The sequence below is a fragment of the Ruegeria sp. genome (genome assembly GCF_040830605.1).
In the GTDB taxonomy this organism is placed as follows: domain Bacteria; phylum Pseudomonadota; class Alphaproteobacteria; order Rhodobacterales; family Rhodobacteraceae; genus Ruegeria.
Genome location: NZ_JBFOMD010000003.1, coordinates 226,623 through 239,796, shown reverse-complemented (window position 1 = coordinate 239,796; position 13,174 = coordinate 226,623). Strand labels below are relative to the sequence as shown.

12 protein-coding genes are annotated in these 13,174 nt (G+C 62.6%); 4 read left to right on the top strand and 8 right to left on the bottom strand.

Features of this window, described 5'->3' with window-relative positions; genetic code table 11:
• Positions 1-55 precede the first annotated feature (55 nt).
• The 4 genes from AB3N21_RS05155 (at position 56) to AB3N21_RS05140 (ending at position 6,692) form a co-directional block, all read left to right on the top strand.
• On the top strand, positions 56-2,290 hold the full coding sequence (locus tag AB3N21_RS05155) for an ABC transporter permease (RefSeq protein WP_367934492.1): 2,235 nt from the start codon (positions 56-58) through the stop codon (positions 2,288-2,290).
• 33 nt (positions 2,291-2,323) lie between these two features.
• Positions 2,324-4,696 carry a DUF1989 domain-containing protein gene (locus AB3N21_RS05150; protein WP_367934202.1) on the top strand — a complete coding sequence of 791 codons (2,373 nt, stop codon included), beginning with the start codon at positions 2,324-2,326 and terminating at the stop codon, positions 4,694-4,696.
• A 306-nt stretch (positions 4,697-5,002) separates the two neighbouring features.
• The gene (locus AB3N21_RS05145) at positions 5,003-6,439 is read left to right on the top strand and encodes an ammonium transporter (RefSeq protein WP_367934201.1); all 1,437 of its coding nucleotides are present in this window, start codon (positions 5,003-5,005) and stop codon (positions 6,437-6,439) included.
• A 13-nt stretch (positions 6,440-6,452) separates the two neighbouring features.
• Positions 6,453-6,692 carry a hypothetical protein gene (locus AB3N21_RS05140; RefSeq protein WP_367934200.1) on the top strand — a complete coding sequence of 80 codons (240 nt, stop codon included), beginning with the start codon at positions 6,453-6,455 and terminating at the stop codon, positions 6,690-6,692.
• Between the two features lie 32 nt (positions 6,693-6,724).
• Here the strand turns inward: AB3N21_RS05140 and AB3N21_RS05135 are convergent, their stop codons facing one another.
• The 8 genes from AB3N21_RS05135 to AB3N21_RS05100 all read right to left on the bottom strand — a co-directional run bounded on the left by AB3N21_RS05135 (position 6,725) and on the right by AB3N21_RS05100 (position 13,068).
• Entirely contained in the window at positions 6,725-6,901 is a 177-nt protein-coding gene (locus AB3N21_RS05135) for a hypothetical protein (protein WP_367934199.1), read from the bottom strand.
• 49 nt (positions 6,902-6,950) lie between these two features.
• The gene (locus AB3N21_RS05130) at positions 6,951-7,298 is read right to left on the bottom strand and encodes a RidA family protein (protein WP_367934198.1); all 348 of its coding nucleotides are present in this window, start codon (positions 7,296-7,298) and stop codon (positions 6,951-6,953) included.
• A gap of 24 nt (positions 7,299-7,322) precedes the next feature.
• A complete protein-coding gene (locus AB3N21_RS05125) occupies positions 7,323-8,438 on the bottom strand; it encodes an NAD(P)/FAD-dependent oxidoreductase (protein ID WP_367934197.1) in 1,116 nt (371 codons plus the stop codon).
• Complete coding sequence (locus tag AB3N21_RS05120) at positions 8,435-9,844, bottom strand: FAD-dependent oxidoreductase (protein WP_367934196.1); 1,410 nt, start codon at positions 9,842-9,844, stop codon at positions 8,435-8,437. The genes AB3N21_RS05125 and AB3N21_RS05120 overlap by 4 nt, the downstream gene beginning before the upstream one ends.
• Entirely contained in the window at positions 9,831-10,142 is a 312-nt protein-coding gene (locus AB3N21_RS05115; RefSeq protein WP_367934195.1) for a (2Fe-2S)-binding protein, read from the bottom strand. The genes AB3N21_RS05120 and AB3N21_RS05115 overlap by 14 nt, the downstream gene beginning before the upstream one ends.
• A 77-nt stretch (positions 10,143-10,219) precedes the next feature.
• Complete coding sequence (dctP, locus tag AB3N21_RS05110; protein WP_367934194.1) at positions 10,220-11,212, bottom strand: TRAP transporter substrate-binding protein DctP; 993 nt, start codon at positions 11,210-11,212, stop codon at positions 10,220-10,222.
• A 37-nt stretch (positions 11,213-11,249) separates the two neighbouring features.
• Positions 11,250-12,548 carry a TRAP transporter large permease gene (locus AB3N21_RS05105; protein WP_367934193.1) on the bottom strand — a complete coding sequence of 433 codons (1,299 nt, stop codon included), beginning with the start codon at positions 12,546-12,548 and terminating at the stop codon, positions 11,250-11,252.
• Position 12,549: 1 nt separating this feature from the next.
• Positions 12,550-13,068 (bottom strand): TRAP transporter small permease, encoded by a 519-nt coding sequence (locus tag AB3N21_RS05100; RefSeq protein ID WP_367934192.1) that lies wholly within the window; start codon positions 13,066-13,068, stop codon positions 12,550-12,552.
• Positions 13,069-13,174: the final 106 nt, after the last annotated feature.

Sequence of the window (13,174 nt, the reverse complement as noted above, 5' to 3'; positions counted from 1 at the left end):
GGCCTCGGTTACCGACCATACCACCCTTCGCGATGACCGGCGCAGCTCGGGCCGTATGTCAGCTTTGCGGCTGATCTTCGGCGTTGCGCTGTTGCTGCTGGTTCTGAAGACGGTGGGCATGCTGCCCGAATGGCTGAACCGCCCGCCCGAATGGCTGATCCCGTCCTACGCCCAATGGCTGGACGCGTTTTTCAACTTTATCAAGGGCGACATGGAAACCGGGCGTCCGGGTCTGATCTATCTTACCCGGTGGTTTTCTGAGGGCCCGCTGGAGTTCATGCTGAACACAACCGCGAACCTGCTGGAAGGCAAGCGGCGCTGGCCAAATATCGGCCCGATTTCATGGTCGGCGATTGCGGCTGTGGCCACAGTGATCGGCTATTATCTGGGCGGCTGGCGTATGGCGGCGCTGGCGGGCGGTACGTTCATCTGGACGGCGCTGGTCGGGCAGTGGAAGCTGGCGATGCAGACCCTGTCAGTGATCAGTGTCGCAGCGCCGCTCGCGTTCGTTTTCGGGCTGACATTGGGCATTGTTGCCTGGAAATACAATTGGTTCGACCGGGCAATGCGTCCAGTTCTGGCGGTGCTGCAAACGCTGCCGTTCTTCACGTATCTTCTGCCCGCCGTCATCTTCTTCAAAGTGGGGCCAACCGCGGGTGCGGTTGCCACGATCATTTATGCCATGCCACCGATGATCTTGATGACTACGCTGGGCCTGCATAAGGTCAGCCCCGAAGTGGTCGAGGCCGGAAAGATGGCGGGCTGCACCGGCTGGCAGATGCTGCGGCACGTCTATCTGCCAGCCGCACGCACGGAAATTCTGGTGGGCGTCAATCAGGTCATCATGCTGTGCCTTGCCATGGTGGTTCTGACCGCGTTCATCGGCATGCCGGGGCTGGGCGCAAAGCTGCTGGCGATGATGAACTCGTTCAAGCTAGGTCGCAGTTTCGAGATCGGCGTAACCATCGTGCTGCTGGCCGTTACGTTGGACCGGCTGTCCAAAGCCTGGGTGGTCAAGCAGCCGGAGCATTTCGAGAAAGGTACGCCCTGGTGGAAGCGGCATTTCTACACGGTCCTGGGGTGCGGTGCCTTTGTCGTCTTTCTGGGTCTTGCGTACCTGTCGAACCGGGTGCCGAACTACACGCTGACCGAGGGCGCAAATCAGGGCAATATCCTGCAATACCTGTTCAGTGTCCTTGGCGACGTGCATCGCACGCAGGACCTGTCCCAAGGCAAAGAGATCGACACCGCGATCAAGTATTTCCTCGACATTGACGGGATACAGGTAACGACGGAATGGTTGCGCTGGTTTCTGAATGTGCAGGTGCTGATCCCGTTCCGCAATGCGCTACTCTGGGTTCCCACGCCTGCGTTCATTCTGGCGATCGCTGGTTTCGCCTATTGGCTGGCCGGACGGCGCGAGGCGATAATCGCCGCCATCTTCTTTTCCATCGTCGCCTCGACCGGCTGGTGGGATCGGTCAGTCATCACGCTTTACACAGTGATCTCGGCGGTGGTCCTGGCCATGCTGATCGGCATTCCGCTAGCAATCTGGACCGCAAGGGGAGCAGCGCCGCCACTGTCCCTGCAGGGCAGCGCAAAGGACTTTGCCATCGGGCTCGTGGGCCTTGCCTTCAAGCGGATCCCGGTCCTGTTCGGCGCCCTTCTGGTCTCAAGCCTTTATCACTTCTTCACGGCGGTTGAAGGGTCTGCAGCGTTTCTTTCCCCCGCCTCGCCGTCGCTCTACATCTTCGGAGTAACCTTCCTTGTCCTGTGGCTGGCCGTGCGCGACTGGCCGCGCGACAAGGTAGTGCTGACCATCGTGGATACAGCGCAGACCTTCCCGTCCTTCATCTATCTGATCCCGGCGATCATGCTGTTCGGGGTGAATGACGTGGCCGTGGTGTTCTCGATCCTGATCTTCACGCTGGTGCCGCTGACCCGCTACACGGTCGAGGGGCTGCGTCACGTGCCCCCCGAAATGACCGAGGCCGCCGACATGTCCGGGGCGACCCGGGTGCAAAAGCTGACTTCGGTGCAACTGCCGCTGGCGCTGCCCACCATGGCGGTGGGGTTCAATCAGGCGATCATGTTCGCCTTTTTCATGGTTATCATCGCCGCCTTCATCGGCACACAGGATCTGGGGCAGGAGTTGCAGCGCACCTTGGCAGGCACCGATCTGGGCAAGAACTTCGTGCTGGGCATCTGCGTGTCGCTGATGGCGCTAACCTTCGACATCACGATCAACAAATGGGCCCGGAACCGCAAAGCCGCGCTGGGGCTTGAGTGAGATGCCAATGCCCCACCCTTCGGAGTTGCCGCAATGAATGTCCAACCCATCTTCGAAGTGCCGTTCGAGCGTCACGGTGTCCTGACCCCGGGCCTGCTCATCCTGCCGCACGGAACCGAGCGCCATCCGGTTCCCGGCGGCGGCAGCCGCGCGGTGCGCGTCGAGAAGGGTGACGAGATCCTTATCCTGAACCGCGACGGGTTGCAGCAGGGCGAGATGGTGTTTTTTGCGCCGAACGGATCCTCGGACGCGGGGATGCTGGGCGCCGATGGCCTTGGCCGGCCTGAGGGCATTATCGATACGCTGACCGGCGGCGGCAAATCCGGCCTGCGGGTGCTCAAGGCGCTGACCGCATCAGGCTTTCGCATTGGGGATGGGGATGCCATCACGCTGTTTTCCAAAGACGCCCGCCCGGGCGATATGGAGACCTATGTGGCCCACAGCGACGGGTTGGTCATTCTGGCCGCACCCGGCGGACCGATGGACCCGGCAAAACAGAACCCGCCAACCGAGCTGATCCTTTATATCCGTCGCAACGCCCCCGGCGCGGCAAAGCAGGAGATCGGCCCACCCGAACCGCTTGCCGACCCGCTTCAGGACTTCAACATCCAGCCGGGCAACGCCACCTCCTACGAGGTGAAGAAAGGCGAATACATCCAGATTCTAGACGTGAAGGGCCGGGAGTGCTCGGATTTTCAGGCGTTTTCCCTGCGTGCGCTTGATCAAGGGCTGGAACGCGAGATCGACCCGACCACCACACGCAGCCTTGGTGGCAGTCTCTACCCCGCGCCGGGACTCTTCAGCAAATACTGGAGCGTCGATCAGGAACCTCTGGTCGAAATCGTGCAGGACACCTGCGGGCGTCACGACACGTTCGGACTGGCCTGCACCGCACGATACTATGAGGATCTCGGCTATCCCGGCCATGTGAACTGCTCGGACAACATCAACACCGATCTGGCCCGATACGGCATCCGCCCGCGCGGCGGCTGGCCTGCGATCAACTTCTTCTTCAACACTCTGCTGGATGACACCAATGCCATCGGCATGAACGATCCATGGTCACGACCGGGCGATTTCGTGCTATTGCGCGCGCTCAGCGATCTTGTCTGCGTCAGCACGGCCTGCCCCTGCGACGTGGACCCGGCCAATGGCTGGAACCCCACCGACATTCAGGTGCGAACCTATCGCGCGAACGAGGAATTCGACCGATCCATCGGCTACAGAAAATCTGCGGAGGCGGACGTGCAGGACACCAGGAAAACCGCGTTTCACGACTGTTTTGCCCGGCACACACGGGATTTCGTCGAATATAACGGCTATTGGCTGCCCAACACTTTCCCGGGTCACGGGACCATCGCCGAGTATTGGGCGGTGCGCGAGAAGGCGGCAATCATGGATCTATCGCCTTTGCGCAAATACGAAGTGACGGGCCCCGATGCCGAAGAGCTGCTGCAGCTCTGCGTGACCCGCAACATGAAAAAGCTGAGTGTCGGGCAAGTGGTCTATACGGCCATGTGCTACGACCACGGCGGTATGATCGACGATGGCACGGTCTATCGGCTTGGGGACACGAATTTCCGCTGGATTGGCGGCAATGACACCTCTGGGCTGTGGTTGCAGGAGCAGGCGCAGAAACGCGGGCTTAATGCCTGGATCCGCCCCTCGACGGATCATCTCCACAATGTCGCCGTGCAGGGCCGCCATTCCCGCGACATACTGGCCAAGGTATTCTGGACCCCGCCCCAGCAACCCACGATCGAGGAACTGCCGTGGTTCCGCCTGACCGTCGCCCGGATCGGAGACGTTCAGGGCACCTCGGTCGTGATCTCGCGCACCGGATATTCTGGCGAATTGGGCTATGAGGTTTTCTGCCATCCCAAAGACGCCGAGGAGGTCTTTGACGCGATCTGGGAGGCCGGTCAGGACTATGGCCTGACGCCTTTGGGGCTTGCGGCGCTCGATCTGATGCGGATCGAAGCGGGCTTGATCTTTGCCGGGTCCGAGTTCGATGATTCCACCGACCCATGGGAGGCGGGGATCGGCTTTACCGTGCCGCTCAAGTCAAAGACTGACGACTTTATTGGCCGCGCCGCCTTGGAGGAGCGCAAGGCACATCCGCACCGCAAGCTGGTCGGCTTCGAGCTTGAAGGCGGCACTGTACCCGCCCCGGGTGACTGCGTGCGCGTTGGCAGGGCGCAGGTGGGTGAGATCACATCCGCAATGAAATCGCCCATTCTGGGCAAGGTAATCGCCCTAGGTCGCATCGCAACCACACATGCAGCACTGGGCACTGAACTAGAAGTCGGGCAACTCGACGGACTGCAAAAACGCCTGCGTGCCCGTGTGACAACCTTCCCCCATTTTGACCCGACGAAGGAGCGGGTGAAGGGAAACTACACCTGATATTGACGGCACCGAATAGTTTCGAGGTCCGACCCACTGGAGTTGAGAAAGTCTAAAATTTGCCTTCCAAAAATATACCAAACTAAGAAATATTTCCGAAAACAGTCATATTTTAATCCAAAACTGAACCAAATGACCCATTTTCCCTTTGGTGAAACGGGAAATTGGTTCTAAACTTTTGCGCGGGATTCATCATTCCAGACGGGGAGAACGAGGGACGAACTCCCCCAAAAACAAGCCCGGACCGCAACGCGGATCGGGTCTACACAGAACAATATCGTCCCGAAAACCAGAGGGAGATATTAAGTGGATACCGATATTGGTGCGCTCACAGTAATCTTCACCGAATTCTACTATTGGGTCACTGTACCGTTAATGTTCCTGATCCACGTGGGATTCTGTATGTACGAGGTGGGTGCAACCCGCCACAAGAACCACATTCACACACTCATGAAGAACACGATGCTGATTCCGCTCGTGACGGTGACGTTCTTCTTCTTTGGCTGGTGGATCTACTTCGCGTTCCCGAACGGCCCCGGCATCACCGGCGGCATCACGCAAAGCGACAACGCGGTGCCATGGAGCGAGCTGATGGGCACTCATATGGGGGGACCGGGGCCCGCACTTGAGTCCGCGCAAGGCTACGGGGCCGAGTTGGGGAACAGTTTCTGGAACCGCCTGAACGGCGTCTTCTGGGCTGCTTTCCTACTGTTTTCCTGGACGGCGGCATCAATCGTCTCGGGGGCCACAATCGAGCGCATCCGCCCATCGGCCTTCTGGATTCTGGCCGTCGTGATCGGATCGTTCACCTGGATCATCGACGCGGCTTGGGGCTGGCACCCCGATGGTTGGATGGTGACGCAGTTGGGCTATCACGACGCCTATGCGTCTGGCGTGATCCATGCCATCGCCGGTGGTTTTGCGCTGGGTGTGATCGTCGTGCTGGGGCCGCGTATCGGCAAGTTCGCGCCCGACGGAACCCCGCGCAACATCAATCCGCACAACAAGTGGCTGGTGACGATCGGGCTCTTCCTGATCTACACGGGTTTCTGGGGTTTCTATGTCGCCTGCAACGTGCCGATCATCGATCATGGGTCGCTCGGCGGAGCCGAAGGAGTGGTGAGCTTCACCGCGACCACGATCTACCTGACGCCAACTACTCTGTCGGCGATTGTGTTCAACTTCCTGATGTCGCTGTCAGGTGGACTGATCATGGGCTACATCGTGTCCAACGGCGAAGCGTTCTGGACCTATTCCGCCGGTCTGGCCGGGGTTATCACGGCCTCTGCCGGTAACGACCTCTATCATCCGATTCAGGCGATGCTGATCGGCGCGATTGGTGCCTGGGCGGCGTACAAGCTGCACTTCTGGGTCGAGCGTCGCTTCAAGATCGACGATCCCGTCGGCGCGGTTGCTGTGCATGGCTATGCCGGTTTCATCGGCCTTGTGATCGCCGGCTTCATGCTTTGGGGTCACCCGGCGACGGCAGCGTATCATGCCGAAGTCGCAACGATCTCGCCATGGGGTCAGTTCATCGGTGCCTGCATCATGTTCATCGTGCTCGGCTTTATCCCCGCCTGGATCGTTTCAAAGATCCTGATGGGCCTGGGTATGCTGCGTGTGCCGCCGGCTGTTGAACTCGTCGGGCTCGACATGAGCGAGGAGTTTGCCGAAGAGGCCGACTCGATCGAGGTGTCGCAAGCCGACATCGAAGAGGCCAAGCGCCTCGGACTGCTGACGTAAGGAGGAAACACCCATGTCGACTACAGCTGTAGAAACCTGGGCAGGAGCCGACCTGTCGCAAATCGGACCGATCTATCCGATGGTCGGGACAGAGTTCATTCTTTTCCTGGCCGGGCTGGCGTTCTGGCTTTTCTTCCACATCAAGCAGGCCCGGATCGAAAAACAGGAGATGGAGGCAGACGAAGCCGCCGCACGGACGCCGGAACGATTAGCCAGGGTGTTCGAAGAGGAGGCCAAAGCCAGAATGGACTGATCCTCTGGCAAATCTTCAGCACCCAAGTGCTTTCAGGAGCTGCTGCGGCCGAGATCGAACTGCGAATACCATTTCGCCAGACGACCCGGATGACAGCAGTGGGTTTTGAGAAACATCAGGCGGACGCGCTCGACCGTAAGGGTCTCGCGCGTCCGCTTCAGTTGACGGGAAGTACGATGGTGCAGCCGCTGCAGTCGCTGATCAAGCATCTTCCGACACCTCGCATGGAGGCGTGCCGCTCAAACACGACCTATCGACTTACAAGAGTTCGGCCGCCGTCACGATAATCTCCACCTTCAAGGCCTCGCGCGCCAGTTTGGCTTCGCCGCAGGCGCGGGCGGGGGCGTGGCCTGCGGGCACCCAGGCGTCCCAGACGGCGTTCATCTCGGCAAAGTCCTTCATGTCGGCCAGCCAGATGACAGCCTGCAGGATGTGGGTCTTGTCGGACCCGGCCTGTTCCAGCAACGCCTCGACCCGGGACAGGCAGTCGCGGGTCTGGTCCGCGACGGTGTTGCCCTCCCCCACCTGACCGCACAGATAGACTGTGCCGTTATGCTTGACGATCTTGCTCATGCGCTGGCCGGTTTCCATACGGGTGATGGTCATTCTTCGTGCTCCTGTCTTCACGGGTCAAAGGACCTTGCGGTCGTAACGGTCGATGCGGAAGGCGCCAAGCGGAAACTGCGAGTGCCCGGTCGTAACCAGATCGGCCATGACCTGCCCCACCACCGGCCCCATCTGGAACCCGTGCGCGGAAAAGCCGAAGGCGTGAAAGGCGCGGGCCGCGTTCACCGCCGGTCCGATAACCGGCAGGTTGTCGGGCATATAGGCCTCGAGCCCCGCCCACATGCGGTTGATGGCGGCGCGGCGCATTATGGGAAAGAACTCGGCGGTGGTGCGGGCGGCGGCGGCAAGCTTGGCATAGTCCAGCCGGGTGCGGCCGGCGGCACGGTCGGCAAAGCCCTTGGCGCCGCCGCCGATGAGGATAGTGCCGTTCCCGAACTGCTTGAAGCTGAGTTGGCGGCTGACCGCACCCACCACCGGTTTGGCGAAATGCGGCATCCGCGCGGTGATCATCAGCATCGGTGCGGCATGGCTGAGCGGTACGTTGTCACCGATCATCAGCGCGATCCGGTCGGCCCAGGCCCCGGCGCAGTTGACGACGGTGTCCGCCTCGAACCGGGTGGTTGACCCCTGCGCCAGCCAGCTGCCGCCGACACGACGCAGACTCAGCAACTCTTCGCCCTCGACAACGCGGGCGCCATGGCGTTCGGCGGCGAGGCGAAACGCGCTGGTGGCCTTGTAGGGGATCGCATAGCCGTCCAGTTCCGAGGTCACTCCGCCCACACAATCGGGGTTCACATGCGGCAGGCGCGCGCGCAGCTCGTCGCGGCAAATGATGCGCTCATGGGCATAGCCCTCGGCCCGCATCTTCGCCTCGCGGGCGCGCAAGGTGTCCATGTCGGCCTCATCCACGGCGATGTTGATCAGACCCTGACGGCGGAACCCGGTGTCGTGACCCAATTCTTCGCTAAGCGCCTGCCACATCTCCATCGACGCCTTCGACAGCGGCACTTCGGCCATGTCGCGGCCCAGCAGACGCACGCCGCCCGCGTTCACGCCCGAAGCGTTGCGTGCCACATAGTCCTTTTCCAGCACGATGACCGAGACGCCCCGACGTGCCAGATGATAGGCCGTGGCGCAGCCCTGAATGCCGCCGCCGATAATCAGAACATCCGCCTTCATTCCGCAGCCTCCGCCCGTGCCTGCGCCGAGGCCGCGTGAAAGCGGCTGAGTTCGTCGAGGGTCAGCAGGCGCTGCGGGCTGCGCAGGCGATAGTACCCCACCGCCTCGGGCGGCTCGCCGCGCCAGTCCGAGAGCAGTCCCGCCACGATATGCCCGCATTGGCGGCCTTGACACGGGCCCATGCCGCAGCGGGTCAGCGATTTCAGCGCGTTGGGATCACTGGCGCCCTGGTCGAAACCGGCACGTAACTGGGCGAGGCTCTGTTCCTCGCACCGGCAGACCAGCGTGGCCGGGTCCTGTGGCAGCCGCAGCGCGTCGGTGGGGCGGTAGAGCCGGTCGATGAAGGCGCGGAACGGCGCCATTGCGGCGCGCGCGGCCAGATCGGGGGCGGCGGCACGGTCGCGATCCGCCCGCGGCAGGCGGCCCAGCCGGCACAGGATGTTGAGCGCGGCCAGACGGCCCGCCGCGCGGGCGCCATCGGCACCGACGATCCCCGCCCCATCACCCGCGACCGAGACATGGGGCACCGAGCTTTGGCCGAAGGCATCGGTCTCGACCTGCCAGGAGAGCTGCTCCGGGTTCCAGCGATGGGCCAGATCCATGGCGCGGGTCATGTTGAGGTTGGGCTGCACGCCATGGTGCAGAAACACGGTGTCGGCCGCGATGTCATGGCTACGGCCACCCGCGTTGAACCGCAGACCCTCGGCGCGCTCCGTCCCCAGCACCCGCAGATTGTGGGCGCCGCGATAGGTCCTGACCCCGGCGGCGCGGATTTCGCGCAACAGGCTCAGCCCCTTTGTCAGCATCGGCAGGCAGCGCAGGGCGCGGGGCAGCAGCGGGGCGGCGTCCAGATAATTCCGGCGCGGGGTGGTGTCGACCAGCGCCGCCACCGGCACACCAAGGCGCAGGTATTGCGCCACAATCAGGTATAGCAGCGGGCCGGACCCGGTAAAGATAGCGCCCCCGGCCACCATCGCATCAGATTTCAGCATCACCTGCGCGGCGCCGGCGGTCATCACTCCGGGCAGGGTCCAGCCGGGGATCGGCATGGGCCGCTCCATCGCGCCGGGGCAGAGCAGCATTTCGCGGCAATGCAACTCGCGCGTGTCGCCCTGATGCGAGAACAGGACGCGGCCGTCATCGCCCAGATGCCAGGCGTCGGCCTGCGTGAAATAGGTGATGTCGGCGCGTTCGAACTCGGCGATCAGTGCGGCGCCCTCTGTATAGTCCGGACCCAGCGCAGCGGCATCTGGCAAGGGGTTGTCCGCCGCCGCGCGGTAGATCTGGCCGCCCGCGCGGGTGGCCCGGTCAAGCACAGCGACGGTTGCACCGCCCCGGGCCAGACGGATCGCGGCGGACATGCCCGCCGGTCCAGCCCCGACGATGGCGCAGTCAAAGGCCTGCATCACCGGCCCCGGTCGTCTCGGTAATCTCCTGCGTGGTCACCACCATGCCCTCGGCAACCCGGCGCAGGCAGGCCTGCTGGTTGGGCAGCCCGTCGATCTCGACCATGCATTCAAAGCAGACGCCCATGGCGCAATAGGCACTGCGGGTCTCGCCCGAGAGGGCCGCCCGGCGGGTCTCTGTCCGACCATCCAGTGCCATGGCGGACCAGACCGATTGACCGGGCGCGGCCTCAACCTGCCGGCCATTCACGGTAAGGATCACCCGGGCACCGCCGGGTTTGCGCAAAGACTGAAACATCGGGGCCTCCGTCGGTGAAATAAGGGGGGAAAGGGGTGGGGAGGACGCCCCTTTCCCTATGGGCGGGCCAGACCGCCTTATTGAGCGATCTTGTCCAGGATGGATTGACCCCAATCCTTGCCCACATCTTCCAGAACCTGCGGCCAGACCTGCGCGCGGACGTGATCGGCGGTCGCGGCCAGCTCTTCGTCGCTGAGCGGGACGATGTTGGCGCCGTTATCGGCCAGCTTCTGTTCGAACGCGCCCTGATCGGCCTCAGCGGTTTCCCAGCGCGTGGCTTCGAACGCGACGGCGGCCTGCTCCAGCGCAGCACGGTCTTCGTCGCTGAGTTCCGCGAGGGTGCCGGAATTGATGATCATGTACCAGACCTCGAAATGCGTGTTCACCGGCACATAGGTGGTGGTCACGTCGCGGAACGAGGCATAGTAGCCCTCGGCGCCCGAGCCCACGACACCGTCAACCACACCGGTCTGAACGGCAGTGAACGCCTCGGAGAACGGGATGGGCGACGAGATATAGCCCAGCGCGTCGGCGGTCAGCTGAAAGCTTTTGATGCCGGGCACGCGCACCTTGATGCCCTTGGCGGCGGTCGGGTCGCCGGGGTTCACGGCGTCGGTGTTCAGCGCCACACCGCCGAAATAGACCGGGTAGGCGGCCAGCATGGTGATGTCCTGCTTGGCATACAGCTCTTTCATCGCGTCATAGATGGCGCCGCCGGGGCCGTAGATCTTCTTGGCCTCGGCCCAGTTTGAGGCGACGTAGGGAAAGGCCGAGATCTGCATGCGGCGGTCAACGGCGGTGGCGGCGGGCTGCACGGCCATGTCGATGGCGCCGACCGAGATGCGTTCCTGCACCGAGGTATAGTCGCCCAGCGCCGAAGCCGGGAACAGGTTCAGCTCCAGCGAGCCGTCGGTGGCACCCGACAGACCTTCAGCAAAGGCGCGCAGCTCGTTGTCGATGGTGGCGCCCTGCGGGCGGATATGGCTGATCTTCAGCGTATCGGCGGCAGCGATGCCGGCGGTTGCCAGGACGGCAGCGGCCATCGCGGTGGATTTCAGGACGTTCATCATTGGGTTTGTCTCCTCCGTGAGTGATGAAGTTTGCGGCTCAGTAGCCAAAGACGCGGGGCAGCCACATCGACAGGTCCGGCCAGAAGCTGGTCAGGAACACCACCGGCAGATAGCCCAGCAGAATGAGGGTCATGGCGGGGCGGATGACCTTGGTCACCGGCACCTGCCCGATGCGCGCGCCCAGATAGAGGATCGAGGCATAGGGCGGCGTCACCCCGCCCATGGCGGTGTTGACGCCCATGATCGCGGCGAACTGGATCGGGCTGACGCCGATCGCCTGCATCAGCGGCAACAGCAGCGGTGCGATCAGGATGATGGCGGTCACGTCATTGACCACCATGCCCACCAGAAACAGCAGGATGTTGATCAGCACCAGCAGCAGCGCCTTGTTCTCGGTGATCGCAAAGATCGCCTGCACGATGGCCTGCGGCACGCTTTCCAGCACGAACATCTGGGACAGGATCATCGAGAACAGGATCATCAGCATGATCGCGCCCACCGAGGTCGCGGCCTCGCGCCCGGCGCCGAGGAAGGTGCGGATGTCGAGCCCCTTGTAGATCAAGAAACCCACCGGGATCGCGTAGATCACGGCCAGCGCGGCGGCCTCGGTCGGGGTCATGATGCCGCCATAGATGCCGCCCAGGATGATCACCGGCATCAGCAGTGCCGGGGTGGCCCTGAGGCCGCGGCTGGTCGCCTCGAAGAGGAAAGCCCCCCCTTTCAGCGGCTCGTTCAGCTGCAGCGGGAACCGGCGGGCCATGCGGATGTTGACCGCCGAAAAGCTGGCCATGATCAGCAGGCCGGGGCCGAGCGTGGCCAGAAAGCACGCCAGGATCGAGGTGTCGGTGACCCAGCCGTAGACGATCATGGTGACCGAGGGCGGGATCAACAGACCCAGCAACGAGGCATTGGCGATAAGGGCCGTGGCGTATTCGCGGGGGTAGCCCTGTTTCTCCATCTCGGGGATCAGCAGCGGGCCGATGGCAGCGACGCCGGTTAGGCCCGAGCCGGAAATGGCGCCGATGAGCGCGCAGGACACGGTGGCCACCACACCCAGACCGCCGCGCAGGTGGCCGATGAAGATGTTGACGAAGTTCAGCAGGCTGGCGGCGATGCCCGAGACGCTCATGATGGTTCCGGCCAGCACGAAGAGCGGGATGGCCAGCAACACCGGGTTGCCCAGTTGCTGGAACCCCCAGAGCATGTTGCCCTTCATCACCACGTCGCCGACGTAATACATCACCATCAGCCCGGCGCCGAAACAATAGGGCAGCGGCACGCCGAGGGTCAGCAGGACGACCAGAACCAGAACCGCGAGGAGCGCGATTTCAACCATCTCAATTCTCCTTGCGGGGGTCTGCGGACGGGACCGGTACGGGCTGCGGCTCTGCCACGGCGGGGCCGAACACGGCACGCAGGTGCAGCAACAGGTGCCAGGCGGTGAACAGCATCATCAGCACCAGCCCGGCGGTCAGGGCGATATCGACATAGAAGGTCGGCAGGTAGAGCGTCGGGCTCTCACGCCAGACCCGCAGCGAATATTTGGTGAAATCCCAGGCCCACATGGTCAGCCAGCAGCCGACGATCAGGCTGATCACCTCGCCAATGATGGCCAGCACCTGATGCTGGCGCTCGGTCGTCAGGAAGATCTCAAGCACATTGGCCCGTATATGGGTGTTCTCGCGTGAGGCGTTGACCGCCCCCAGCATGTAGAGCCAGAGCGTGGGATAGAGCAGGCTTTCCTCAAGCCCCATCACCGGAATTTCCAGCACATAGCGGGTGATCACCTGCACGAACTGGCCCAACGCCACCAGGCAGATCAGCACCGTCAGAATGATACTCGAAGCCCTGTTCATCTCCCCCTCCGTTTTTCGGGATGCGGGTGGTGCATCCGTGGTGGAGAAACTCAAGTGCGGCGCCCATTAAGTCAAAACGAATAAATTGATTAAGGAATAGAGTTGC

What these genes read in the sequence shown, in the direction of transcription:
- AB3N21_RS05155 (WP_367934492.1), top strand. Translation starts at nt 56, where the DNA reads ATGTCAGCTTTGCGGCTGATCTTCGGCGTTGCGCTGTTGCTGCTGGTT.
- dctP (WP_367934194.1), bottom strand. Translation starts at nt 11,212, where the DNA reads ATGATGAACGTCCTGAAATCCACCGCGATGGCCGCTGCCGTCCTGGCA.
- AB3N21_RS05135 (WP_367934199.1), bottom strand. Translation starts at nt 6,901, where the DNA reads ATGCTTGATCAGCGACTGCAGCGGCTGCACCATCGTACTTCCCGTCAA.
- AB3N21_RS05105 (WP_367934193.1), bottom strand. Translation starts at nt 12,548, where the DNA reads ATGGTTGAAATCGCGCTCCTCGCGGTTCTGGTTCTGGTCGTCCTGCTG.
- AB3N21_RS05150 (WP_367934202.1), top strand. Translation starts at nt 2,324, where the DNA reads ATGAATGTCCAACCCATCTTCGAAGTGCCGTTCGAGCGTCACGGTGTC.
- AB3N21_RS05130 (WP_367934198.1), bottom strand. Translation starts at nt 7,298, where the DNA reads ATGACCATCACCCGTATGGAAACCGGCCAGCGCATGAGCAAGATCGTC.
- AB3N21_RS05125 (WP_367934197.1), bottom strand. Translation starts at nt 8,438, where the DNA reads ATGAAGGCGGATGTTCTGATTATCGGCGGCGGCATTCAGGGCTGCGCC.
- AB3N21_RS05120 (WP_367934196.1), bottom strand. Translation starts at nt 9,844, where the DNA reads ATGCAGGCCTTTGACTGCGCCATCGTCGGGGCTGGACCGGCGGGCATG.
- AB3N21_RS05100 (WP_367934192.1), bottom strand. Translation starts at nt 13,068, where the DNA reads ATGAACAGGGCTTCGAGTATCATTCTGACGGTGCTGATCTGCCTGGTG.
- AB3N21_RS05115 (WP_367934195.1), bottom strand. Translation starts at nt 10,142, where the DNA reads ATGTTTCAGTCTTTGCGCAAACCCGGCGGTGCCCGGGTGATCCTTACC.
- AB3N21_RS05140 (WP_367934200.1), top strand. Translation starts at nt 6,453, where the DNA reads ATGTCGACTACAGCTGTAGAAACCTGGGCAGGAGCCGACCTGTCGCAA.